Source organism: Rheinheimera baltica (assembly GCF_030731985.1).
GTDB lineage: Bacteria > Pseudomonadota > Gammaproteobacteria > Enterobacterales > Alteromonadaceae > Alishewanella > Alishewanella baltica.
The window spans coordinates 1-24,742 of record NZ_JAPJDY010000011.1 but is presented as its reverse complement, the minus strand read 5'-3'; the positions used below and the strand labels follow the sequence as shown (position 1 = coordinate 24,742).

At 46.8% G+C, this 24,742-nt stretch carries 21 protein-coding genes; 12 read left to right on the top strand and 9 right to left on the bottom strand.

The features are described 5' to 3' along the window. Positions 1–12: 12 nt before the first annotated feature. Positions 13–543, top strand: a complete 531-nt coding sequence (locus tag ORJ00_RS17070) for a DUF2062 domain-containing protein (RefSeq protein ID WP_027670921.1) — start codon at positions 13–15, stop codon at positions 541–543. Here ORJ00_RS17070 and ORJ00_RS17065 read toward each other — a convergent pair. Genes ORJ00_RS17065 through ORJ00_RS17055 form a run of 3 tightly spaced genes read right to left on the bottom strand, consistent with a single transcriptional unit; the run spans position 540 to position 3,694 of the window. Further along, entirely contained in the window at positions 540–1,778 is a 1,239-nt protein-coding gene (locus tag ORJ00_RS17065) for a lipoprotein-releasing ABC transporter permease subunit (RefSeq protein ID WP_306140418.1), read from the bottom strand. The two genes, ORJ00_RS17070 and ORJ00_RS17065, sit on opposite strands and share 4 nt — an antisense overlap. Next, entirely contained in the window at positions 1,771–2,454 is a 684-nt protein-coding gene (gene lolD, locus ORJ00_RS17060; RefSeq protein ID WP_306140417.1) for a lipoprotein-releasing ABC transporter ATP-binding protein LolD, read from the bottom strand. Before lolD ends, ORJ00_RS17065 begins: the two co-directional genes overlap by 8 nt. Beyond that, positions 2,447–3,694 (bottom strand): lipoprotein-releasing ABC transporter permease subunit, encoded by a 1,248-nt coding sequence (locus ORJ00_RS17055; RefSeq protein WP_306140416.1) that lies wholly within the window; start codon positions 3,692–3,694, stop codon positions 2,447–2,449. Before ORJ00_RS17055 ends, lolD begins: the two co-directional genes overlap by 8 nt. A 45-nt stretch (positions 3,695–3,739) precedes the next feature. Here ORJ00_RS17055 and ORJ00_RS17050 point away from each other — a divergent pair, with 45 nt between their 5' ends. The 9 genes from ORJ00_RS17050 (at position 3,740) to ORJ00_RS17010 (ending at position 16,585) form a co-directional block, all read left to right on the top strand. Then, positions 3,740–4,330, top strand: coding sequence for a PilZ domain-containing protein (locus ORJ00_RS17050; protein WP_306125517.1), 591 nt, complete (start codon positions 3,740–3,742; stop codon positions 4,328–4,330). Between the two features lie 45 nt (positions 4,331–4,375). Then, on the top strand, positions 4,376–7,852 hold the full coding sequence (mfd, locus tag ORJ00_RS17045; protein ID WP_306140415.1) for a transcription-repair coupling factor: 3,477 nt from the start codon (positions 4,376–4,378) through the stop codon (positions 7,850–7,852). Continuing rightward, positions 7,849–8,961 (top strand): CsiV family protein, encoded by a 1,113-nt coding sequence (locus tag ORJ00_RS17040; protein WP_306140414.1) that lies wholly within the window; start codon positions 7,849–7,851, stop codon positions 8,959–8,961. Before mfd ends, ORJ00_RS17040 begins: the two co-directional genes overlap by 4 nt. Positions 8,962–9,104: 143 nt before the next feature. Next, on the top strand, positions 9,105–9,386 hold the full coding sequence (locus ORJ00_RS17035) for a hypothetical protein (RefSeq protein ID WP_027670915.1): 282 nt from the start codon (positions 9,105–9,107) through the stop codon (positions 9,384–9,386). A gap of 107 nt (positions 9,387–9,493) precedes the next feature. Further along, positions 9,494–10,429, top strand: a complete 936-nt coding sequence (gene ylqF, locus ORJ00_RS17030) for a ribosome biogenesis GTPase YlqF (RefSeq protein ID WP_305975364.1) — start codon at positions 9,494–9,496, stop codon at positions 10,427–10,429. A gap of 132 nt (positions 10,430–10,561) precedes the next feature. Beyond that, complete coding sequence (locus ORJ00_RS17025; protein WP_027670913.1) at positions 10,562–10,870, top strand: hypothetical protein; 309 nt, start codon at positions 10,562–10,564, stop codon at positions 10,868–10,870. 50 nt (positions 10,871–10,920) lie between these two features. Then, positions 10,921–12,198, top strand: coding sequence for a TolC family protein (locus tag ORJ00_RS17020; RefSeq protein WP_306140413.1), 1,278 nt, complete (start codon positions 10,921–10,923; stop codon positions 12,196–12,198). Then, a complete protein-coding gene (locus ORJ00_RS17015; protein ID WP_306140412.1) occupies positions 12,191–13,444 on the top strand; it encodes an efflux RND transporter periplasmic adaptor subunit in 1,254 nt (417 codons plus the stop codon). Before ORJ00_RS17020 ends, ORJ00_RS17015 begins: the two co-directional genes overlap by 8 nt. Positions 13,445–13,453: 9 nt before the next feature. Then, complete coding sequence (locus tag ORJ00_RS17010; RefSeq protein ID WP_306140411.1) at positions 13,454–16,585, top strand: efflux RND transporter permease subunit; 3,132 nt, start codon at positions 13,454–13,456, stop codon at positions 16,583–16,585. Positions 16,586–16,612: 27 nt separating this feature from the next. Here the strand turns inward: ORJ00_RS17010 and ORJ00_RS17005 are convergent, their stop codons facing one another. Continuing rightward, on the bottom strand, positions 16,613–18,241 hold the full coding sequence (locus tag ORJ00_RS17005) for a response regulator (RefSeq protein ID WP_305975354.1): 1,629 nt from the start codon (positions 18,239–18,241) through the stop codon (positions 16,613–16,615). A 221-nt stretch (positions 18,242–18,462) separates the two neighbouring features. On the opposite strand from ORJ00_RS17005, the gene ORJ00_RS17000 reads away from it, so the two are divergent. Beyond that, a complete protein-coding gene (locus tag ORJ00_RS17000; protein WP_306125512.1) occupies positions 18,463–18,975 on the top strand; it encodes a DUF1993 domain-containing protein in 513 nt (170 codons plus the stop codon). A 204-nt stretch (positions 18,976–19,179) separates the two neighbouring features. Here the strand turns inward: ORJ00_RS17000 and ahr are convergent, their stop codons facing one another. Beyond that, the gene (ahr, locus tag ORJ00_RS16995) at positions 19,180–20,181 is read right to left on the bottom strand and encodes an NADPH-dependent aldehyde reductase Ahr (RefSeq protein WP_027670908.1); all 1,002 of its coding nucleotides are present in this window, start codon (positions 20,179–20,181) and stop codon (positions 19,180–19,182) included. A 241-nt stretch (positions 20,182–20,422) separates the two neighbouring features. Here ahr and rimO point away from each other — a divergent pair, with 241 nt between their 5' ends. Further along, complete coding sequence (gene rimO / locus ORJ00_RS16990; RefSeq protein ID WP_306140410.1) at positions 20,423–21,826, top strand: 30S ribosomal protein S12 methylthiotransferase RimO; 1,404 nt, start codon at positions 20,423–20,425, stop codon at positions 21,824–21,826. 61 nt (positions 21,827–21,887) lie between these two features. Here rimO and murI read toward each other — a convergent pair whose 3' ends face one another. From murI to ORJ00_RS16970, 4 genes are all read right to left on the bottom strand, one after another. Beyond that, entirely contained in the window at positions 21,888–22,676 is a 789-nt protein-coding gene (gene murI / locus ORJ00_RS16985; RefSeq protein WP_306140409.1) for a glutamate racemase, read from the bottom strand. 413 nt (positions 22,677–23,089) lie between these two features. Beyond that, entirely contained in the window at positions 23,090–23,560 is a 471-nt protein-coding gene (locus tag ORJ00_RS16980) for a hypothetical protein (protein WP_306138211.1), read from the bottom strand. Between the two features lie 112 nt (positions 23,561–23,672). Next, positions 23,673–24,254: a M23 family metallopeptidase gene (locus tag ORJ00_RS16975; protein WP_306108638.1), complete on the bottom strand. Its 582-nt coding sequence runs from the start codon at positions 24,252–24,254 to the stop codon at positions 23,673–23,675. 95 nt (positions 24,255–24,349) lie between these two features. After that, a partial coding sequence (locus ORJ00_RS16970; protein WP_306140408.1) for a ribonuclease E inhibitor RraB occupies positions 24,350–24,742 on the bottom strand: 393 nt, incomplete at its 5' end.

Genomic DNA, 24,742 nt, shown 5'->3' with positions numbered 1-24,742 from the left:
TGAATAGGTTGTATGCCAAAGAACTTTATTAAAAAATATTTACCATCTCCAGAGAAAATCAAGCAACAAAAGCTTTTAAAGTTGTTTGGTAGTTTGCTGCACGATGGCAATTTGTGGCACTTAAACCGGCGTTCAGCGCGCGGCGCCTTTGCGGTTGGGCTGTTTTTTGCCTGGATGCCTATCCCGTTTCAAATGGTAGCCTCAGCTGCGGTAGCTATACCGATGCGGGTCAATTTACCGCTGTCGGTGTCACTGGTTTGGCTGACCAATCCATTAACTATGCCGGTGTTGTTTTATCTGAGTTATCTGGTGGGGTGTGTTGTTTTACGTATCCCGGTGGAACACTTTGCTTTCGAGGCGAGCTGGTCATGGCTACAACATAGTATTAGCTCTATTGGCAAACCTTTTATCACGGGCTGTTTGCTAATGGGCATTTGCTCAGCCGTTGCGGGCTATTTTATTATTGACTGGCTGTGGCGAGTTTCTATTCGAAAAGCGCAGCTATTAAGAAAACTAAAACGCAGACATCACAATAAGCATTAACGCTGTCCCAGCACTCTGGCGGGTTGTACCTTGCTGGCACGCCAAGCCGGATATAACGTAGCAAGCAGACTCATGATAAGTGCAACACCCAGAGTCAACAATACGTCTTGCCACTGTAATAATGACGGAATATAGTTGATAAAATAAATGCTAGGATCAAGTAACGAGTGCCCAAGTACCTGCGTAACGAAAGCAAAAATAGGCTCAATATACCATGCCAGAATAACGCCCAAGATAGCGCCAATCACGCTGCCAACTAAACCATTAAGCCAACCCAGCCACATAAACGTGAGGATCACTGTCGTTGGTGATACTCCCATGGTAAGCAAGATGGCAATGTCACCTTCTTTTTCCCGCACAGCCATCACTAGTGTTGCAACGATATTAAAACACGCGACGGCAATAACTAACGCCAGTACCAGATATAAAATACTGCGTACCATCTGAATATCCTGATATACATGGCCCTGGCTGCGAAACCAATCCAGCAAATAAACATAGTCTTCAGATTCTCGCCCAAGTTGCCGAGCCATTTGCGGCGCCTGAAAAATGTCATTCAATTTAAATGCAAAACCCTGAACGGTATTCGCAGGAAAATCGAGTAAGGTGCCAAGCGTTGACATATTTAACCATATTTGACTGTAATCCAGTTGCCCACCTACTGCCACAATACCACTGACGGTTAAGTTCGCCGTGCTGTGGCTGGCAAGTCGACCGTCGTCGGTCAGTTTTGGCAGTAAAAGCTGTACTTGTTGGCCAATTTGCACCCCCAGTGCATCAGCAATCCCCTGCCCCAACACCACGTCGTTATTTGTTAGCGTATCAAGTTGGCCTGCACTGACATAGCGGGCAAAATCACTGATGCGTCGTTCATTGCTAAGTGAAATACCCCGCACCTCAGCCGCTTTAACAGCGGTACCAAAGCGTAACATACCATTGGTTTTAATATAGGGAGCAACAGCTTCTACACCGGCTACATTGGCAAATTTTTGCTGTTTGCGTTGCCAATCTGGTATTTGTTGTTGCACAGCTTCTAGTTCAACATGGGGGATAACTGACAACAATCGCTGTTTTAACGCGAGTTCAAAACCATTCATGACCGAAAGCGCTAGAATTAGAATAGCTACGCCAAGTGCAATACCTGAAGTTGAACTGGCCGAAATAAAACGAATAAAGCCACTACTATGGCGCGTATTACGATAGCGCTTTGCTAATTGCCAAGCCAAACTAGCCATTTGAGCTCTCCAGATGGCCATCCCGCATCAGCACGTAACGATCAAGTCGTGATGCCAGCTGTAAATCATGCGTTACCACAATAAAGCTGGTACCCAACTCGCGATTTAAACTACGTAACAGTTGATAAATGGATTCAGCAGTATGCTGATCAAGATTACCCGTCGGCTCATCCGCTAAAACAAGCGCGGGCTCAGAAACTAACGCTCTGGCAATAGCGACACGCTGACGCTCCCCGCCACTTAGTTCAGCCGGCCTGTGGCTTGCACGGTGTGACAAGCTTACCCGCTGAAGCATCGCTTGCGCTCGCTGTTGTGCAACTGACGCAGACAACCCTCGAATTAACAGAGGCATAGCGACATTTTCCAACGCAGTAAAGTCCATTAGCAAGTGATGAAATTGATAAATAAATCCCAGTTGCTCGTTACGCAACCGTGCTTTTTCAGCGGAAGATAACGTGGCGACATTTTTACCTAACAAGCTTAACGAACCGCTATCAGGCTTATCTAGTGTACCTAAAATATGTAGCAATGTGCTCTTGCCTGAACCAGAACTACCCACTATAGCCAACATATCTGCTTGATTAATACAAAGATCAACTCCGTGCAATACATCTGTTACTTGCTGTCCATCACGATAGCTTTTACAAATTTTATCTGCTGTTAATACGTTACTCATCACGCAATATGTCCGCTGGATTAATGCTCACGGCACGTTTAGCCGGATACCATACCGCAAGCAACGTCAATGCAACCGCACTGAACAAAATTAAACACAATTGGTTAAATCGAATATCAACTGGTAAGGAAATACCCGGGACCAGCTGTAACCCCGTTAGCGCTAGCAAAGGGTTAAGCTGCCAGCACAGTAACACCCCGGCGATAGCGCCACCCAAGGCACCGACGACACCATTGCTTAAGCCTTGTACCGCGAAAACATTAAATAACTGTCGATCGCTCATCCCAAGCGTTTTTAAAATCGCAATTTCTGCCTGTTTGTCCGTCACCATCATTACCAGCGCGGACACGATGTTAAATGCAGCAACGGCTACAATAAGCAACAACATCAACCACATCATGGCTTTCTCCATCGCAACCGCAGCAAACAGCTTGCCCTGGCTTTGCCGCCAGTCCTCTACCTGTAATGATGTATTTAATGATAACTGTTCTGCTAGCGCCGGGGCAGCGAAGGGATCCGAAAGCGTTACACGCCACTGCAACTGAGCACTACTACTAATGAGCTTGCTTAAATCAGCTAAATTAGCCACTGCCAGGTGTTTATCGACATCTGAACCGGATTCAAGAATACCCACAACAGTAAATAATCGCTGCCGTGGTACCCACCCCATTGGGGTATAGCTGCCAGCCTGGGGCAACATAAATCGCAACGGATCACCCACTGACACTTCTAATTGTTCAGCAAGGCCGCGCCCAAGTACCACACCATAACGTTGACTAGCAAACTGCTGCCAATCGCCGACAATAAGTGCCTGTTGCATAAAATCGGGTAACGCATCAACCGTGACACCTTGCAACAAAACGCCTGTGAGCTGTCGAGGTGATTGAACCAGCGCTTCAGCTTGTAAAAATGGCGTAACCTGCTGCACCAGTGGTTGCTGCAACACGTCATCTTGCCAGCTATCACTACTATCCGCTGTTGAAGTAATCACCAAATGCGGGATCACACCCAAGATGCGTTTTTTCAACTCGCCTTCAAAACCATTCATCACTGAGCTGACAATCGTCAACGCCATTACGCCCAGAAAAATACCTGCCACAGAAAACAGCGTGATAAAGGAGATAAAGGCATTACCCTTGCGGCTTTGGCTATAGCGTAAACCGATAAACAAACTGACTGGTAACTGCATCCTAATATTCAGGACAATGCCCACGTTAGATGGTAAAGTGGCGTCGATCATAGAGATAATTGTCAGTCGTGACAAGCAGCTTGCAAAGGTAGCGCAATGAAAGAGTTAACAATAGAACAGTTAGCTGATGCCTATGAAGATTATTTCAGCGTAGAGCACGGTATTAGTATTAATGCTAAACCTATTGCCGGTGCTCTACCCACAGCTGCTGAACTAGTAGCTGCGATTCCACCGCCGTTTTTATTGGCATCTGATGTTAACAGTTTAAATGGCTCTGCTTTACGGTCGTTAAACCGCTTGGGAGAATTAGCGGACGAGCTTGCTAATTACCTGCAACAGCAAGCCCGAAAAATCGACCTGCTACTGCATTACGTTCTAAAACAGCAAGATAACCCCAGCGAACGTTTTACCACACAAAGTTATAGCGGTAGTGGTTGCTGTTATTTGGCCGATGCCCCGTTAGCACCGTTGCAAACACTGGAACTTAAACTGTTTTTAGCCAATAACGACGGTGCCGTGTTTTGTTATGGCCAAGTCGTTAGTTGCGAATCCGTAGCAGAAAAATGGCAAATTAAGGTTGTGTTGTCGCGCATAAGAGATGAAGATCGTGAACTTATCGTTCGCGCGAGCCTGCATCAGCAATCGCGTTTATTAAAACAAAAAGCCGAACAGCGTCAGCAAACTTAGTTGCCCTAGTATTGGCTTAAGTGCATTGAAGGTTAGTCGTTTTACATGGATTTAATTTCCGCATTACCACAGATTAAACATGCTGCAGACCAACTGCAATGGGGCAATTTGCAAGGTGCGGCCTTGCCGCTGGCTATTGCGCAACTGCTACAGCAACATGACGCACCATACCTGTTGCTGGTGCCGGATACCCCCACGGCTTTGCGGTTAGAGCAAGAGCTTGGCGTGTTTTATCAACAAGACGGCTATCCAATTCTGACACTCCCAGACTGGGAAACCTTGCCTTATGATGTATTCTCACCGCATAAAGACATTGTCTCCCAGCGCTTAACCACGCTATACCAACTGTCTCGTATGACACGTGGTTTGGTTATCGTGCCGGTAAGCACCTTATTGCTGCGCATTTGTCATCAAGACTTCCTTGAACAAAACAGTTTTTTAATTAAAAAAGGCCAGCAGGTTGACTTGGCAGCACTAAAACGTCAGTTAACCGCCGTAGGTTATCGTAGTGTTGAGCAAGTTATGGAGCATGGCGAATTCTCTGCCCGTGGTTCAATTCTCGATTTATACCCGATGGGCGCCAACACGCCCTTTCGTATCGACTTTTTTGACAATGATGTTGATGGTATACGTACCTTTGACCCGGATAACCAACGCAGCCTGTTGCAAGTTAATCAAATTGAATTGTTGCCTGCGCATGAATTTCCAACCGATAAAGCGGCGATAGAACGCTTTCGTATGGCGTATCGGGAACGTTTTTCAGCGCGAAATGAGAAAGAATCGTTATATCAGCAAGTCAGCCAGGGGATGTTGCCTGCGGGTATAGAATATTATTTACCGCTGTTTACGGAAAAAACGGCAACCTTGTTTGATTATCTACCAGCAACAAGCCGCTGTCTGTTGTTAGGTGACATTGAGCATAGTGCTGAGCGCTTTTGGCTAGAACTTAAACGCCGCTACGAAGATAGATCTATTGACTTACTGCGGCCTATCTTACCGCCTATTGAGTTGTACTTATCCGTCGATCAATTATTTGCCGGTTTAAAAAACTATAGCCGCATCCGCCTTAGCCAGGCCATGCTGCCAGAGCGTGCAGGCCAGGGCAATTTGGCCGTTACCGCGCTGGCTGATCTTAGCGTCAACCACCAGCTGAAGAATCCGCTGCAAGCACTACAGCAGTTTATTGTCGGGTTAAAGCAACAGCGTGGCAGAGCCCTGTTTTTCGTTGAAAGTGAAGGACGACGCGAAAGCCTGTTACAACTGCTGCACAAAGCCGGAATACACATATCGCAATTTGCTGATCTCACTGCCTTCAACCGCAGTGCTGACGATTTAGGCATTGTAGTTGGTGCGTTAGAACAAGGTGTTTTGGTGCAGCAACCCGCACTTTTTGCCTTTATTAGTGAAAATGAGCTATTTGGTCAAAAAATTAGCCAACGCAGACGACGTAAACGCAGCCAGCAAGTCTCCAATGAGACGGTGATCCGTAACCTGGCTGAATTAAATATTGGCCAACCCGTCGTGCATCTGCAACATGGTATTGGTCGATACCAGGGTCTGCAATTGCTTGATGCAGCAGGTATTAGCGCTGAGTTTGTTACCATTGAATATGCTGGTGGCAGCAAGCTGTATGTGCCGGTAACCTCTTTGCATTTGCTAAGCCGCTATAGTGGCAACGACGCAGAACATGCGCCGTTACATAAATTGGGTAATGACACCTGGGAAAAATCCCGCCGTAAAGCGGCAGAGAAAGTTCGGGATGTTGCCGCAGAATTACTCGATGTGTATGCCCAACGTGCAGCACATAAAGGTTACGCTTTTGCCGTAGATGAACAACAATACCTCGCTTTTGCAGACAGTTTCCCATACGAGGAAACCGCCGACCAGCAAGATGCAATCGACGCCGTGCTACAGGATATGCAAACACCGCAACCGATGGACCGCCTGGTATGTGGCGACGTCGGGTTTGGCAAAACCGAGGTGGCTATGCGCGCCGCATTTGTGGCAGTCAATGATGGTAAACAGGTTGCTATACTGGTGCCCACCACCTTGTTGGCGCAGCAGCATTTTGAAAACTTTAAAGATCGCTTTGCTAACTGGCCGGTACGGGTAGAAGTACTATCACGCTTTGTTAATGCTAAAACGCAAAAAGCCATCTTAACCGATGTATCAAATGGCAAGGTGGATATTCTTATTGGTACCCATAAGTTGTTGCAAGACGACATTAAACTGCAAGATTTAGGTTTGCTCATCGTTGATGAAGAACACCGTTTTGGCGTACGGCAAAAAGAAAAAATCAAGGCTCTGCGTGCCAATATTGATATTCTAACCCTGACGGCAACGCCTATTCCGCGAACGTTGAATATGTCGATGTCTGGCATGCGGGATTTATCCATTATTGCTACCCCACCCGCCAGACGTTTAGCAGTGAAAACCTTTGTACGCGAGTTTGAAAAAGGCCTGATCCGTGAAGCGGTAATGCGGGAGATTTTACGCGGTGGCCAGGTGTACTTCTTGCACAACGACGTCGCCAGCATCGAAAAAACCGCTAACGAGCTCGCTGAGTTGTTACCAGAAGCCATTGTTGGCATAGCACACGGTCAGATGCGTGAACGTGAGCTGGAACAGATCATGGCCGACTTTTATCACCAGCGCTTTAATCTGCTGTTGTGTTCCACTATCATAGAAACCGGTATTGACGTACCGACGGCTAACACGATTATTATTAACCGCGCGGATAATTTCGGCCTGGCGCAGCTTCACCAATTGCGCGGACGGGTTGGTCGTTCACATCATCAGGCTTACGCCTATTTGCTAACTCCGCCTCCTAAGCGTCTGACTAAAGATGCCGAAAAACGCTTAGATGCCATAGCCAACCTGGAAGATTTAGGCGCAGGCTTTGCCCTGGCTACACACGACTTAGAAATTCGTGGTGCCGGTGAGTTATTGGGTGATGAACAGAGCGGACAGATAGAATCAGTTGGGTTTAGCTTATACATGGACATGCTGGAGCAAGCGGTAACGGCATTAAAGAATGGCCGTGAGCCTAGCTTAGATGCCATGCTTAGTCAGCAAACAGAAATGGAATTACGCATACCGGCACTATTGCCTGACAGTTACATACCCGATGTAAACTTACGTTTGTCCTGCTATAAGAAGCTCGCTTCAGCTCGAAGTGTAGATGAACTGGATGAAGTACAGGTTGAACTGATTGACCGCTTTGGCCTATTACCCGATGCGGCGAAAAATTTAGTTACCCTGTCCGAATTTAAACTACAGGCTTTAGAATTAGGTATTCGACGTATTGAAGCCAATAACAAAGGCGGCGTAGTCGAATTTAGTGACAAAACGGCGGTATCACCTGCCTATATTATCGAGCTTATCCAGAAACAATCGAGAATATTTAAGCTAGAAGGTGGGCAAAAGTTACGCTTTAGTATAGCGTCAAACGATGGCGCACAGCGTCTGAGCCTGATAGCCAATATGTTGTCAGATTTTGCCAAACATAGGGTAGAAAAATGAGTAAAGCGGTCAATTGCAGCGTGTTGTGTCTCGCAGTATTAAGCTCAATGTTACAAGCACAAGAGCAGCGCTGGTTTGAAGTTGAGATGGTGGTTTTTAGCCAAACACCGCCGCAAGTTCTACAAGAAACTTTTGGCGACACGGTGACACCCATAAAACCCGGACGCGCCTTCGATTTGCTTACCCCGAGGCTACAACCTAACTTGTTAAACCTGTTGGCAACGCTGCCATTATGCGCAGAAACAACTTCGCCGCTGCTAACGGATAAACCGTTCTTTAACACGCTGCCTAAACAGCTGTGTATTTTTGAGACGCAACCATACAGTTGGCAACATAACAGCTTGTTTTACACCATTGATGCTTACAGCGAAGTACCTTACCCAGACCACTTACCTGCACTGGTAACCGGAAATGGTAAGCACCAGCTAAATCCCTACTTAGCAGAGCAGCCATCATTACAGCTTACCGACATTGCCACTAAGATTAACCGCATATCAGGCAGCCATGTTCTGCTGCACACCAGCTGGCGTCAGGCGCCTGTAACTGAGCGTCGTGCTATTGCCAGTCGCTGGTATGCAGGCAAAAATTTCAGCCAACAGTTTGACTATTGGGGGCAAATTAAACAGCACACCGACGTCGATAACACCGAGACATACCCTACCCCGGCAATCAGTACTATCGATCCCCTTTCGAACGACTATGTCACCAGTCAAGCGCCAGGTGAACAGCCCAATGAGTTACTTACCAATATTGAACAACTGCTGGAGCAACTGCAGGTAACGGGGCAACTACGTGAAACTGCGCTATCGGTTGCCGACACCCCTGATAGCACTGACAGCATGACACTGCGTTATCTGCCAGATCAAGTTTGGCAACTTGATGGTTTATTTAAATTACATTTAGATCATTACTTATTTGTAAACACTGAATTTAATTTGCGCATTCCCGATGAAAATAGCCTGCAAACTGTCTATGTACGCCAGAGTCGACGGGTAATAAGCGGTGAAATTCATTATTTGGATCACCCACATCTGGGCATTGTGCTACAAATTCGCCGTTATGAGCCGCCAGTAGAAGATAATATTGAGAGCGCTTTGCCCATTCAGTGATATTTTTTTAACAAAAACATTGCTAAAGCGTGGGCAAATGCCTAAGCTTGCCGCGTTATTACACTTTTACACAAAACAGTACGGGTAACTGCCTCAGTGTTTTTCTATATTACCCTTACTGTATTTCCTAATTGCAGAGCACTATGGACAATTTGACCCCAATGCCGGAGCTGTCTCCGAAGCAGTACCTGCTATTATTGGCGTTGCTCGTATTAGCCAGCAGCTGTAATCCGCTTTTTAGTTGGTTATTTCCCTCTTTAACCGGCAGCGTTTGGATAACACTCTTGCCGCCTTTAATCGGGTTGTATCAATTATTACTGTTATTTAGAAGCCTTGGTGTTATTCATCTGCCTAGTGCTGCCTGTTACTCTGCCTTGCTAGCGCCGTTATCTGCATTAAGTTTCTACCAGTTTGTCTTACACTGACACACCTTTATCGTTTTTTACGCTATTATAGCGCCCATTGTGACAGCCGATGCCTGCAGGTGTACGAGGCTAACTGTCTGCCATTTGCTATTTTAAGGTACTAACGGATGTCGATTAACTGGTTTCCGGGCCATATGCACAAAGCCCGTAAAGAAATTGCTGAAGTCATGCCGCAGGTCGATATTATTATCGAAATGCTGGATGCGCGTATTCCCTTCTCCAGCGAAAACCCCTTAGTACCGCAGCTGCGTGGCAACACCCCTTGTATAAAAGTGCTAAATAAAGCAGACCTGGCCGACCCGCTGCTAACCCAGCGCTGGATTAATCATTTTGATAGTCAAACTGGCATCAAAGCGATTCCAATAAGCCAGCAAAACCCCGAGCAAATAAGGGCTTTACTGCAACTGTGTAACGACATGCTGCCTGAGCGTAACTTGGATATTCGCGGTGCACGCGCCATGATTATGGGGATTCCTAACGTAGGTAAGTCAACGCTGATCAATACACTCGCGGGTCGCACGATCGCCAAAACGGGAAATGAAGCAGGTGTAACCAAAATGCAGCAGCGTATTAAGCTGGACAACAACGTTGTGCTGACAGATACCCCAGGCTTTTTATGGCCCAAACTTAGCCCACCAACCTGTGGTTATCGTTTAGCGGTAACCGGGGCAATTAAAGATACGGTATTTGATTATGCCGATATTGCCATGTTTGCAGCGGAATACCTGTTAGCCACCTATCCGCAAGCCGTTATGCAACGCTTTGGCCTGACCGAACTACCGGAAAACGACCTTGCGCTAATGGATGCTATTGGTATAAAACGCGGTGCAATGCGCAAAGGCGGTATTGTAGACTTAGAAAAGGTCGGTAGCATTCTCATTACGGAACTACGCGCCGGAAACCTTGGCGGTATAACGCTGGAAACACCAGAAATGGTAAGCCAGGAGCAAATTGATGCTAAGGCAGAAGAAGCAGCAAAAGCAAAAGACAAAGCCGAACGCGAAGCAGAACGTAAACGTAAAGCACAAAGAAAGTATCGTTAAATGATAAAAAGTATCATTAAATGGCAAAAGTATCGATGAAGGTTTGCCGTTGACCGATGGTAACTTGTCTATTTTAACGCAAAGCGCTAACATGTAGCCAATCTAAAAGAAGGTGCTAAGATCAAGGGTACAATGCTGCGTAAGACCTTAGGCTTATTGATATTGCTGGCTGTCATGCTAAACCATGCTGTAGTCGCCTGCGATGCTATGGTCATGCACCTACCTGATCATGACCATGCCTATACCAGTCTGAACGATAACCACAGTAATTCCATAGCTGATAATGCAGATCATCATAGTGAGCACGCGCATGTCACCTGCCATATCGCATTTTTTCATGGCATTGATCTATTAAATTTCAGCGACAGTGCAATCATTGATGCTAGCCAAGCTATCCGCCCAATTAGTTACCGTCCTCCAGTCCCTCCCCCTAATAGTTAAACCTGCTCGTTTATCATTTTTCATACTGATTAACTAACAGGAGCATACCTATGCGTATGACTTTTTTGCTACCAGCCGTACTGGTAGCCGCAGGCTATTGCCTGCAAGCACGAGCCAGCAGTTTGACTCTGCCACAGGCGTTGCAACGTACCTTACAACACGACACCAGGCTGCAAGCCTTTCCGTATCAGCTGCGAATGGCGGAAGCGGCACAATTGCAGGCATCTTTAACCCCTAACCCTGAACTGGATGCCTCATTGGAAAACGTGCTGGGCACTGGCGACAGCCGGGGTGTAGCCGGGGCAGAGCTTACGCTAAGCCTAAGCCAGCAAATTGAACTTGGCGATAAACGTCAGCGTCGGGTTGAACTGGCGCAACAGCAAAGCCAACTTCAACGTGATAATTATGAGCTGGAGCGATTAGATGCACTGGCAGACACTACCGAGCAGTATTTACAACTTCTGCAATTGCAAAACTTACAACAATGGGCCCGCGACAAAATTCGCCGGGAGCAAGCTGTGCTCGCTACAGCACAGTTACGCAGCCAAGCGGGTAACCTGAATGATGCCGATATTAGCCGGATTAAACTGCGGCTGATACGCAGTGAAATAGAACTGGCAGACATTAAGCAAGCCATAGAAAGCCAGCGCTATCGGTTGGCGGCAAGCTGGAACCGCCCCCCTGACTTTGATGCTGTATCCGGCGATTTAACCACCTTGCCGTTAGTGCCCCCGCTGTCGGAACTTCAGTATCAACTGCAACAAAGTACAGCGCTACAACGCTACATTACGCTAGAGCGTGTAGCACAAAGCGAACTGCGCTTAACCGACGCTAACAGTAAAGCTGACGTGCGCCTGTCGGCTGGGCTTAGACGTAACGAAGCCAGCAACGACAATGCTCTGGTGTTTGGCTTGAGTATGCCGCTTACGTTATCCGATCCCAAAGCAGGCCAACGCCAGGCACACATGGCAGAACAAGAGTTCCTGGCGATACAACACCAGCAAAGCCGCACGGCTTTATCCTTGCTGGTACAGCAACAATGGCTCGCACTGGAGCAACTGCGCAATACAGTGCATATCATTCAGACACAGCTACTACCCGAAGCCATGCAATTGCACAGTTTAAGTCTGCAAGGATATCAACAGGGCCAGATTGACTTACTTAGCCTGTTATCTGCAGGAGAAGAGCTAGCGCAGGCACAGCGCGATGTTATAGCCAGCCAAAGCCGTTTTCATCTTACCTTGCTGGAATTGGAGCGCCTGACCGGCCAACCCATCAGCTTAAATACCAAGACGCCGGTTGTTACAGTGGAGTATAAAAATGAATAAGACGTTTAATACACCAACCCTTTGGCTTGTAATGTTGTTACTGATTTTTACCGCGGTGGCGCAGGCCTCAGGCGGACATGGCGAACATATGGATGAACATGGTGATGAGCATGCAACCGCAGAGGCAGAAGGTCCTAATGGTGGCAAGTTGTTAACACAAGCTGACTTTTCGCTGGAAGTCACCATTTTCGAAGCGGGTATACCGCCGGAAATGCGTTTGTATGCCTATGCCAACGGCGAGCTCTTATTACCCACTGAGATAGATGCTAAAGTGACACTTCACCGGCTGGATGGCCAACAAGACACTATCCAATTTACACCGGAGCAACAATATCTGGTAGGTGATATCAGCATTGCTGAGCCGCACTCTTACAGTGTCGACATTGCTGTTAGCCATCAGGGCAAACCATACCATTGGCACTACGACAGCTTTGAAGGTCGGGTTGAACTTACCGACAGGATCTTTACGTTAACGGGTATTGCCACCGATATCGCCGACGCGCAGGAATTAAGCCAGAAAACCCATTTATTTGGCGTTATCAGCACCCCACCCACCGCTAACTTTAATGTCAGAGCGCCCTACTTCGGCACCTTAACAGAGGTTTTGGTAAAGCAAGGTGATACGGTGACAAAAGGCCAGCTACTAGCCCGCGTTAGCAATGCTGCAACGTTAAAATTGTACGACATTGTGTCACCGGCAAACGGTATTGTTACAGAGCGCTTTTTTAACCGCCATGAGCTCATTCGCGATGAGGTGTTATTTAGCATCGTTGATTACAGTGAAGTCTATGTAGAACTTTCAGCTTTTCCCAACGATATCGACCACTTGCGTCTTGGTATGCCCGTTACGGTATCCAGCTTGCACCACGGTGAAAGTGCCAGCAGTAACATCAGTTACATTGCGCCGCAAATGACTGAAGGCCATATTGCGCGGGTACGAGCCGTGCTGGACAACCGCAGTGGTTACTGGCGTCCCGGTATGCATGTTAAAGCGCAAGTTCTCACAGCAACAATACCGGTGGCGCTGGCGGTGAAAAAAACTGCCATTCAGCGCTTTCGAGATATGCCAGTGGTATTTGCCCGTTATGGCAATACCTTTGAAGTACGCATGCTGCAGTTTGGCCGTGAAGATGACGATTACATTGAAGTCATATCTGGCCTAAAGCCCGGTACGGAATACGCCACAGACAACAGCTTTGTGCTTAAAGCTGACGTGCTTAAATCTGGCGCCAGCCATGATCACTAGGAGGGCGCTATGATTGATACCCTATTAAAGTTTGCCCTTGAGCGGCGCTATCTGGTGCTGGGGTTTACCTTGCTGCTTGTTGTAGCCGGTATTTATAACGCACAGCGCCTGCCGATGGATGCCGTGCCCGACATCACTAATGTACAAGTGCAAATTAATACGGCTGCGCCTGGCTATTCGCCACTGGAAGCAGAGCAACGACTAACCGTGCTTATTGAAAATGCCATGGCCGGTTTACCCAAACTACAATACAGCCGTTCGCTATCACGCTATGGCATGTCGCAGGTTACGGTAGTGTTTAATGATGGCACCGACATTTACTGGGCGCGCCAGCAGGTATCTGAACGCTTACAAGCCGTAAGAGCCAACTTACCTGCAGACACCAACCCCACCCTTGGCCCTATTGCTACCGGCCTGGGCGAAATTTTTATGTATACCGTTAGCGCCGAGCCTGATGCGGTAAAAGAGGATGGCACGGCTTATACACCTGAAGATTTGCGCACCTTGCAAGATTGGGTCATTAAGCCGCAGCTGGTAAAGGTAAAAGGGGTAACGGAAGTTAATAGTATTGGGGGCTACCAGCGCCAGTACCAAGTCGCGCCCGACCCCGCCAGGTTGCTGGCATTTAAACTGACATTGGATGACATTGCCACGGCGCTTAGCCGGAATAACAGCAATGTTGGCGCGGGCTATATTGAGCAACGCGGCGAACAATGGTTAGTGCGCTCGCCAGGCCAATTACGCACACTTGATGATATTGGCGGGTTAATTATTGCCAAGCGCGATGATGGCCCTGTGCGGTTACATGATGTTGCTGATGTTTATTTAGGTAAAGAACTGCGTACCGGTGCGGCTAGCTTAAATGGCGAAGAAACGGTGCTGGGTACCGTATTTATGCTAATGGGTGAAAACAGCCGCACCGTGTCTCAAGCGGTAGCAGAAAAACTGCATGAGGTTAACCGCTCATTGCCAGAGGATGTTACTGCTCAGGCGGTATATAACCGCACCACGCTGGTCGATAAAACCATTGCTACGGTGCAGAAAAACCTGTTTGAAGGTGCGGTATTAGTCATCGTGGTGCTGTTTATTTTTCTTGGTAATATTCGCGCTGCGCTGATAACAGCACTGGTTATTCCGCTAAGTATGCTGTTTGCCATCAGCGGTATGGCCATCAATAAAGTCAGTGGTAATTTAATGAGCTTAGGCGCTATCGACTTTGGTTTAATGGTCGATGGCGCCGTTATTGTGGTGGAAAACTGCCTGCGTCGTTTAGGTTTGGCACAACACCGAACAGGCAGGCTATTAACCCTCGACGAGCGCTTAAGTGAAGTGTATCAAGCCACGCGGGAAGTCTTTACCCCAGCCGTGTTTGGTGTGTTAATTATTATGCTGGTGTTTTTACCTATTTTTGCGCTAAGCGGCGTCGAAGGTAAAATGTTTCATCCGATGGCTTTTACGGTTATTGCTGCACTGGCGGGTGCGGTGCTATTGGCCATTACCTTTGTACCTGCCGCGGTGGCCATTTTTGTCCGTGGCAGGGTTAACGAGCAAGACTCAACGCTGATGCGCCTGTTAAAACGTGGCTACTCGATGTTACTCCGGCAGAGCTTGCGCCACTCAATGCTATTTATCAGTACTGCGCTACTGGTTATGGCGACGGTGTTTTGGCAAGGCAGTAAGCTTGGCAGTGAGTTTATGCCACAGTTGGATGAAGGCGATGTTGCCCTTCATGCGCTGCGTATCCCGGGTACCGGCTTAACCCAATCGCTACAGATGCAACTACTGCTGGAGCGTGAAATTGCTACCCTACCTCAGGTAGAGCGGGTATTCAGCAAGCTGGGTACGGCGGAAATTGCCACCGACCCAATGCCGCCTAATGTCGCCGATACCTTTGTTATACTAAAGCCGCAATCGCAGTGGCCTGATCCAGGCATGAGTAAAGCAGATTTTGTCGCATTACTACGCAGTACCGTTGAAGCCTTACCGGGAAATAACTACGAGTTTACTCAACCCATTGAGATGCGCTTTAACGAGTTGATTGCCGGCGTGCGTAGTGACGTTGCGCTGCGAATATATGGCGATGATTTAACTGAATTAACCAGGCTTGCCGAAGCTGCTACCACATTGCTGGCAACGATACCCGGCGCAGTTGATGTACGCATGGAGCAAGCCACAGGGTTACCGATGTTGTCAATTGAACCAGACCGTGAGCATTTGGCACTTTTGGGTATTGATGTCGCAAGCGTGCAACATAGCATTCAAACCATGGTTGGCGGCATGCAGGTTGGGCTCATTTACGAGGGTGATAAAGCGTTTGACCTTATCATCAGAGCGGATGAGAATCTCAGGAGCGACCCCCAGCAGTTAAAACGCCTGCCACTGGCATTGCTCGGCATTTCAAGCAAAAGCAGTACTGAGCTAACCTATGTGCCACTGGGTGAAGTCGCTCATTTTGACGAAATTGAGGCGCCCAATCAGATAAACCGCGAAAGTGCTAAACGTAATATCGTGGTTAGCGCTAATGTTTCAGGGCGCGACCTTGGCAGTTTTATTAGCGAAACCAAGCAGCTAATGACCAATAACCTTGAGCTACCGGCTGGTTACTGGCTGGGTTATGGCGGTACTTTTGAGCAACTGCAATCTGCATCAAACCGCTTAATGTGGGTGGTGCCACTCACCTTGCTGATGATTTTTGGCCTGTTGTTTAGCGCACTTAATTCTGCAAAAGACGCCATGGTGGTATTTAGTGGCGTACCCTTGGCGTTAACCGGTGGATTTGCGGCCTTAATGCTGCGCGATATGCCACTGTCTATTTCTGCCGCGGTCGGCTTTATTGCCTTATCAGGCATTGCCGTACTTAACGGTGTAGTGATGTTGGCAATGATAAAACAACTGCGTGAACAGGGCCTTGAGTTATTGCAGGCGATACATCAAGGCGCAGTGCAGCGCCTAAGACCGGTATTAATGACAGCACTAGTGGCAAGCTTGGGCTTTGTGCCTATGGCGTTTAACAGCGGCACCGGTGCAGAAGTTCAGCGCCCGCTTGCTACAGTGGTTATTGGCGGTATTATTTCCGCTACCCTGCTAACGCTGGTGTTATTACCTGCGCTGTATAAGCTGGTAAATCGCAAAGCAAGGTAGTAGCGTAAATAGCAGCAACTGTTGCCGCTAGTGCGGCTGCAGTTTCTGCTGGTATTCAGTAAACAGCACTTGCTGCTCGGCATTTAATGTTTCATGTTGTAACTGCAATAACAGCTTTTCTATCAGCGTTTTATGCCCTTCATCCAGCTGCTTTTTCTCTAGCATAACCACTAATACTTTAAGAATATTCAGTGCCACACTCATATTTCTTGGTGTCAGTGAAAACGCCTGCTCTAACGAGTTTAACGCCGCATGAAATTTGCCGCGCTTGAACAGCTCTACTGCCATCCGGTTTAGCTGTTGTGGCGTAAAATGCACAGCTGCACGCTCAGCCAATTCCTGCTCTATGTACTTCCCTACAACCTGATCAGTCAAACCGTTTCCACTAATTTGCCGCTTTATCGCATCTAATAGGGTTACAGCGTCCTCCCGACGGCCTAACTCGTGCAGTGCTTTCACTTTATCCAGATTGTCCTCTACCGACGTCCCTGGTCGCAAACTGATATGGTTATCAATTATCGCTTCAGCTTTAGGACGTTCTTCTTTTGCGGTATGTAGTCGGGCTCTTACTACCAACAATTGATCTTTTAACTGCGTTGATAACGGTATTTGTTTTTCCAGTTCGGTTAACAACAAATCTGCTTGATTAAGTACTTTAATTGACTCTGCTTTTTCCAAAGTAGTGGCATAATCGATGCCTGCACGTACGACATTAAGTCTTAAAATTGGTGAGTCGTGAATAGAGTTTTTTGCATATTTTGCCATAGCAATGGCAGCTTGATACTGGCCAACATGATCATGGTTCAATCTCGCCAGGTCGAGCAAGCGTTTATTGCGTTCAATATTACGCGGTGCTAACCGGGTCGCTTTCTTAATTTCTTCGTACGCCTGCGCGAAGTCCTGTTTGCCAATATAGTAATGTGCCAGCATGTCATAAGTAGCAAAACGGGTATCTGTTTTGTCGGTTAGCTCTGTAAGCAACGACGTAATGTCTTCCAGTTTGTCTTGTTGTAATAATGCTTTGATATAGCCCAAATACACCCAGGACACTTTATGAGTTTGCAACAAATTCTCGTAGTACTGAGCTGCATCAGAAAACTCGCGTAAGTTAAGCAAACATTCACCGGTCAATCGTTTCATCTGTAAATGGTACTTAGCCAATGCCGGGTTTAATAAGTGCCGCTCTGCAAAGTACATCGCCTTGCTGTAATCCTGACGGTCAATAGCCTGATACACATTAAATAAAGTGCGCTTAACTTCCAGTGTTAAGGGCAGACGACTTTGTACATGCTTAGTGTTTAGCGGTTTGACCCAGAAATCATCCGGCTGCAACTCAACAATACTGTTCACCAGATGTTCACTGGTTTCTGCACTAAGAAAAATCAGAATGGTGCATTTGGTTATGTGCCGCTTAAACTTAAGTTCTTCCAGCAGATGGAAGCCATCTTTATCGCTTTTGACATTGAAGGCACAAATGACAACATGAAATGAGGTTTGTTCGCATAATCGTAGGGCGTAATAGGCATTTTCGGCGCATTTAATATTTTCGATACCAAGTTCAACTAAAGCCGACTTAATGACATTTTGTACCAATACCTGATCATCAATAATCAATACATTTAATTTGTTATAAGCGGTTAATTCATCTTGATCCATCGTAACCTTTTTATATTCCGTTGTTATAGTTACCTAAGCATGCTGCTAATACTTTTAACCTAATCTTATTGCAGCATAAACCCGCTTTTTAAGAAAAACCAGTAACTTTGCAACGGTAAGACTAATCGTACATTTTTAATTCCATTTTGCTATTGTCAGTGCCTGCTTACGCCCCAATTGATTAGTCAGTATCATCATTAACCTTAGAAGAGGTCTGTACCATGTTTTATGATTTGACCGTAGTACAAAACAGTAAAATGCTGCAAAACCTTAGCGCTATATTAGATAAAGCTGCCGCCTTTGCTGATAGCAAAAAATTTGATGTCACGGTGCTGCTAAATGCCAGACTGGCACCAGATCAGTTTAACCTGACACGGCAGATCCAAATTGCCTGTGACAGTGCCAAACTGGGTGCAGCGCGTTTAACCGGTAAAGTAGATAGCGCCCCAAAACATGCCGATGATGAAACCACGCTGGCAGACTTACAGCAGCGCATCCGCGATACAGTGGATTATTTGGCTACCTTTAGTGAAGCAGATTTTATTACTGCCGCCACACAACATATCACCCAACCGCGTTGGGAAGGTAAATACCTGCATGGGTATGAATTCTTAATTCAGCATGTAATGCCAAACGTGTACTTTCACATTACAACGGCTTATGCAATTTTGCGCCATAATGGTGTTGATGTAGGTAAAAAAGATTACCTTGGCGCCATGCCATATAAGGTTTAAAGACACAAAACGCCGGTATAAACCGCAATGTCAGTTAGTTAATTTTAGGTAGCCATTGGTTTGCCCACACTAACACGCCGTCCCCCCCTCCCTGGGGGCTCGTTTCAGCCCGTCCAGGGCTTCAACGGTTAGTTAAGGGCAAACCGATTATGCTAAATTGATTAGTACTGGGTATAGACCGGTGTTTTTAATACCAATATGGCATTACCGTTCAAGCACAATTCGGTAGCGCGCTTTACCACTTTCTAAATGTGCCAACGCTTCGTTAATCTGCTCGAATTTAAACATCTCAACCACAGGCTTAATATTGTGCTGTACCGCAAATTCCAGCATTTTAGCAATGGTTGCCGGGCTACCAACAGGCGAGCCTGACACACTGCGCTGCGCCATAATTAAACTAAACACATTCAAATCAAGCGGCTCTAATGTCGCACCAACAAAATGCAAACGGCCTTTTGGCTTTAACGTCGACAAATACAAATTCCAGTCCAGCTTCACGTTTACAGTAGATATAATAAAGTCAAACTTACCAGCCGCTTGTTCAATTTCTGCAGCATTACGCGAATTAATGCAATGATGGGCTCCCAGCTCTTTCGCCTCAGCAGCTTTGCTGTCACTTGACGTAAATGCCGTCACCTCACAGCCCCAGGCACGTAAAAACTGCAAACCAATATGCCCAAGCCCACCAATACCAATAACCGCCACTTTATCGGTAGGTTTAACGTCAAACTGCACCATAGGGTTAAACACGGTTATACCACCACAAAACAGTGGGCCGGCAGTTTTTGCATCCATACCTTTAGGCAGTGGGATTACGGCACTGGCGTTGGCGCGAACTTTTTCGGCGAAACCACCATGGCGACCTACTATGGTGCCCTCGGCAGTCGAACACAGGTTCTGATCGCCGCTACCGCAGCTTGAGCACACTTTACAATAATCAGAATGCCAGCCCAGACCAACCACCTGGCCTTGCTGTAAATGCTTAACATCCGCACCAACTGCGGCTACCCGCCCTACTACCTCATGCCCAGCAACCAACGGAAACGACGACATGCCCCATTCGTTATGCAGCATTGATAAATCTGAGTGACAAATGCCACAATAATCCACGTCAATCTCAACATCATGCCGGCCAAGTTCACCGGGTTCATATTCCCAAGCGGTTAATTTTCCTTTAGCTTCTAATGCTGCGTATGCCTTTATCATAAGAACTCCTGTGTTGTTTACCCAAAATACATTTAAACATGTACAGCTAACAGTATTGACCAGATCTGTCAGTTGAGCCGTAATTTAACGCGTTCTATACCTTTTGGCCGTTCTATACACTCAGCAATACCAATATCTGCTGAAATGTGGTTATTTTATCGCCAGCCATACCTGTTTCTTCTGCCGCTTTCAGGTATAATCCGCCGACTTTTTTCCGGCTCAGCCCATTTTAAGAGACACTATGACAGTACAGACCTTTGATCCGACACAAACCACCACTTTGGATACCGCCGCTAAAAGCCTGTCTGATCAGGTAAAAACAGGCAGTGGTAAAGGCAATACCATTGGGTTTGTCAGTTTGGGCTGTCCGAAAAATCTGGTCGACTCTGAACGCATTCTTACCCAGTTAAAAAGCGAAGGTTACAACATTGTTCCGACCTACGATGATGCTGAGTTAGTTATCGTAAATACCTGCGGTTTTATCGACAGCGCAGTACAAGAATCGTTAGAAACCATTGGGGAAGCCTTGGCAGAAAACGGCAAAGTTATTGTTACCGGCTGTTTGGGCGCGCGCGAAGATGAAATTCGCCAGGTACACCCAAACGTACTGGGCATTACCGGCCCGCACAGTTACGAAAACGTACTTAAACAAGTTCATGAGTTTGTGCCTAAACCCAAATACGACCCGTTCACCATGCTGGTTCCGGATCACGGCGTTAAATTAACGCCAAAACATTACGCCTATTTAAAAATTTCTGAGGGCTGTAATCACCGCTGTACCTTCTGCATTATTCCATCCATGCGGGGTGATTTAGCCAGCCGTCCGGTAGGTGAAGTACTGGACGAAGCACAGCGTTTAAAAAATGCTGGCGTTAAAGAGCTATTGATAATCTCGCAAGACACCAGCGCGTATGGCGTAGATGTAAAACATCGCACCGGCTTTTGGAATGGCCAACCGGTTAAAACCTCTATGCAATCCTTGTGTGAAGCATTGGGTGAAATGGGTATATGGGTGCGCTTGCACTATGTTTACCCTTACCCGCACGTGGATGACATTATCCCTTTAATGGCGCAAGGCAAGGTGTTGCCGTATTTAGATATTCCGTTTCAGCATGCCAGCCCACGTATTTTAAAGTTGATGAAGCGCCCGGGACAGGCAGACCGTGTTCTGGAGCGCATTAAAAAATGGCGTGAGATATGCCCGGAGCTTACCATCCGTTCAACCTTTATAGTTGGCTTCCCCGGGGAAACCGAAGAAGACTTCCAAATGTTGCTCGACTGGCTGCAAGAAGCACAACTTGACCGCGTTGGTTGCTTCAAATACAGCCCGGTAGAAGGCGCCAAAGCTAACGACCTGCCCGACCCGGTTGCAGATGACATCATGGAAGAGCGCTACCACCGCTTTATGCAAACTCAGCAGGCCATCAGCACTGCACGTTTGCAAGCCAAAATTGGCCGACGCATTAAAGTGTTAATTGACGAAGTAGACGAAGAAGGCGCCATTGGCCGAAGCTTTGCCGACGCACCAGAGATTGATGGCGCTGTATATTTAAATGGTTTAACTGCGGTTAAACCCGGCGATATTATTGACGCGATAGTAGAAGAAGCCGATGAGTATGATTTATGGGCAACAATGGCTGAATAGTCTTACGCCTTTAAACAACATTTAAAACAGGTGGCCTTGGCCACCTGTTTTTTTATGGAAACTACAGCGGGTTAGCCATCGCAGTATCAGGCCATAACCTTAGCAACTGGCGGGTAAATAAAACAAGATCACCGCTGCTATAAAACCTGTCTGCAGCCATTTTTGCGCCTGCGTTTAACAACATCGCCTGTACCAGCCGCTGCTGCAACTGCTTAGCCACTGCCATTTCAGTGCGCACTATGTTGATATCAGGCCCGGCAATATCGGCGATGACATCAGCAATAAAGTTGTAATGCGTACAGCCCAGCACCAAGGTATCGGCACCCTGCGTTAAAAGCGGCTGAATATAGCCTGTTATAAGCTCGCGCATGGCGGCGCCATCCAGCGAAAGCGCTTCAATGTTTGGCACCAGCGCCGGGCAAGGTTGCAGCACTATTTTTGCTTTACCAGCATAGCGCTGAGCTAAATTGGCAAACGCCGGTGTTAACAAGGTACGCGGCGTGGCAAGCACGCCCACTACACCGGTTTTGCTGGCTAGTACCGCCGGCTTTACGCCAGGCTCAACACCGATAATAGGCAGCGAATATTGCGCTCTTAACTCTTTTATCGCCGCCGTGGTCGCGGTGTTGCACGCCACCACTATGGCCTTAACACCACAACCAATAAGATGCTGCGTAATCGCTTGCATGCGCTGATAAATATACTCATCCGTTTTTTCGCCATAAGGTGCATGGCCGCTGTCGGCAACATAAATAAGCTGTTCATTGGGCAGTAGTTGACGCACCGCTCGGGCCACCGACAGCCCACCAATACCGGAGTCAAAAATACCTATTGCTGCAGAATGTGCCATAGCACGCCCGTTACTGTTTAAAACCGGCAAAATTAGCATATTTTAACGCTGCTTTTGCAGGATTTTGCTATAAAAAGCGCAAGCGAGCAGCCATAGCGGCAGCAAGTAATTTAAGGCAATGTTTGCGGGAAAAGCGATGGTGCATGGTATTAGCGACCTTTCAGCTTATTTCCCCAAGCACAGTATGATGCCCAACAGCAAAATAAAGCATACCAGCAGCACCACGCTGATGCTAAACCAGCGGCAGCTATGAGCGAGAAGCTGAAAGTCAGGTTAATTTTGATCTGACCCTAATATTCATTGCTTCATTATCTAAATGGGTACGACATTTCATGATAACTCTCTAACGCCCGCCACACACGCGAGCAACTTGTTGCGAGTCGAGCGCCAAAGGCGCGTTTTGATGGCGTTTGTTATACATCGTCACTCTCCGGACGAGGTGGTGGCGGTGGTGGAGGCATCTCTGGCCTTTTGGCTGGAGGTATCACCTTTAATAAATCAGAAAGCTTATAAAATTTAAAGTTACCGCAAAGAGCTATAGCTCTTCGGTCTTTGTAAGGCGCGTTGTAGCTCACTTTAATAGTAACTTCATTCTCTGATGAGGGAGCAACTCCTAAATAGGTAATATAATAATCCCCTTCATACTCACCTTGTTCAATGAAATTTAAACCTAAATCAAACGTCGAAGCGAGTTGCGCATATATGGAATACACATACATTTTCTTTAGCTTGATTGGGATGTATAGCGAGTAGTAATTCAACTCACTATCAACTCCTCGATCTTCATGCTTTAACGCAAAAGCCTGATCTTTTGACGGTCCTTTATCACAAGCCGCTACATGGTTACTCAGTAGAGTAAATAATATGAACAATAAAGCCTTCATGAGAACCTACGTAATGTATAACGCCCGCCACAAACGCGAGCAACTTGTTGCGAGTCGAGCGCCCAAAGGGCGCGTTTTTGATGGCGCTTGTTATGCATTAATGAATATTTACCTATTCTCTATCAGAGAGAGCAAGAGTGCTTTGATCAAAACGTATTTGCAACGGCGTCCCTTCAGCATCCCATGCACCTATATGAATATGTGGATTGCGGCTATAGCCATTGTTACCAACTTTGGCTACAGCAACGCCTCTTTTCACAGTATCACCTTCTTTGACGTTAACACCCTGCACATGAGCCAGTAAAACTGAGTGTCCTTCTTTAGTTTTAAAGGTTATTGAGCTGGCCCGCCCAGGATTCATAATGCCCGGTTGATTAGTAATTGAGTTGATATTGATTTTCTCTACTGTACAGTCACAAGGCGACAAGACCTCTTTGTCAAAGCCAAACCAATCTTCATTGCTAAAGCCATCATTCACATAAGTTCTTTGAAATAATCTTTTCTCGTCTTCATACCAACCACCAATTACGCAATCAGTACCTAAAGCATCACCAGCATATTGGAACTGCCCCTCATAATGCTCTGTGCAAGCAAAAGTCTCTTTATGAATGGCATGAATAAGTATTGAATTTTCGGCTGTCGCTTTAAAGCAAAAGATTAAAGGTGCTAACGATAAGAGATATTTAAATTTCATCTTGAGTTTCCATTACTGCATAACGCCGCCAACACAGGCGAGCAACTTGTTGCGAGTCCAGCACTAGCGAAGCTAGTGCGTTGTGTTTGGCCTTGTTATGTTTTTTGAACAACACGCCAGTTTTCCAATATTACACTGTGCTCATTTGCCACGTTGTTGAGCCAAACCAGTGTTTTAGCAATATCCTTTTCCTGCAAAATTCCGTCAATCCGAAGCCTGAATGAATAACCAAAGCCATTAGGGTGCTTTTGAGTGCTCACTCTCATGCTGTTGTCGGGGTGATAAAACTCAGCGGCCAGCGACGGAAGTTTGGCCTTGCCAACAACATAGAATTCAAATTCCAACTCATGAAAGCCGGATATATCAATACCTGAGTTCGCCAGCCTATCAATTTTCGAAGAAATCATAAGAGAACATAGACATAATGACTCCCCACGAGGTGCTGACCTCCGAGTTCGTGGGTTAGTTTCGCAACCAGAGCCATACTG

Coding starts and splice junctions, on each gene's coding strand:
- ORJ00_RS17070 (WP_027670921.1), top strand. CDS start 13: ATGCCAAAGAACTTTATTAAAAAATATTTACCATCTCCAGAGAAAATC.
- ORJ00_RS17065 (WP_306140418.1), bottom strand. CDS start 1,778: ATGGCTAGTTTGGCTTGGCAATTAGCAAAGCGCTATCGTAATACGCGC.
- lolD (WP_306140417.1), bottom strand. CDS start 2,454: ATGAGTAACGTATTAACAGCAGATAAAATTTGTAAAAGCTATCGTGAT.
- ORJ00_RS17055 (WP_306140416.1), bottom strand. CDS start 3,694: ATGATCGACGCCACTTTACCATCTAACGTGGGCATTGTCCTGAATATT.
- ORJ00_RS17050 (WP_306125517.1), top strand. CDS start 3,740: ATGAAAGAGTTAACAATAGAACAGTTAGCTGATGCCTATGAAGATTAT.
- mfd (WP_306140415.1), top strand. CDS start 4,376: ATGGATTTAATTTCCGCATTACCACAGATTAAACATGCTGCAGACCAA.
- ORJ00_RS17040 (WP_306140414.1), top strand. CDS start 7,849: ATGAGTAAAGCGGTCAATTGCAGCGTGTTGTGTCTCGCAGTATTAAGC.
- ORJ00_RS17035 (WP_027670915.1), top strand. CDS start 9,105: ATGGACAATTTGACCCCAATGCCGGAGCTGTCTCCGAAGCAGTACCTG.
- ylqF (WP_305975364.1), top strand. CDS start 9,494: ATGTCGATTAACTGGTTTCCGGGCCATATGCACAAAGCCCGTAAAGAA.
- ORJ00_RS17025 (WP_027670913.1), top strand. CDS start 10,562: ATGCTGCGTAAGACCTTAGGCTTATTGATATTGCTGGCTGTCATGCTA.
- ORJ00_RS17020 (WP_306140413.1), top strand. CDS start 10,921: ATGCGTATGACTTTTTTGCTACCAGCCGTACTGGTAGCCGCAGGCTAT.
- ORJ00_RS17015 (WP_306140412.1), top strand. CDS start 12,191: ATGAATAAGACGTTTAATACACCAACCCTTTGGCTTGTAATGTTGTTA.
- ORJ00_RS17010 (WP_306140411.1), top strand. CDS start 13,454: ATGATTGATACCCTATTAAAGTTTGCCCTTGAGCGGCGCTATCTGGTG.
- ORJ00_RS17005 (WP_305975354.1), bottom strand. CDS start 18,241: ATGGATCAAGATGAATTAACCGCTTATAACAAATTAAATGTATTGATT.
- ORJ00_RS17000 (WP_306125512.1), top strand. CDS start 18,463: ATGTTTTATGATTTGACCGTAGTACAAAACAGTAAAATGCTGCAAAAC.
- ahr (WP_027670908.1), bottom strand. CDS start 20,181: ATGATAAAGGCATACGCAGCATTAGAAGCTAAAGGAAAATTAACCGCT.
- rimO (WP_306140410.1), top strand. CDS start 20,423: ATGACAGTACAGACCTTTGATCCGACACAAACCACCACTTTGGATACC.
- murI (WP_306140409.1), bottom strand. CDS start 22,676: ATGGCACATTCTGCAGCAATAGGTATTTTTGACTCCGGTATTGGTGGG.
- ORJ00_RS16980 (WP_306138211.1), bottom strand. CDS start 23,560: ATGAAGGCTTTATTGTTCATATTATTTACTCTACTGAGTAACCATGTA.
- ORJ00_RS16975 (WP_306108638.1), bottom strand. CDS start 24,254: ATGAAATTTAAATATCTCTTATCGTTAGCACCTTTAATCTTTTGCTTT.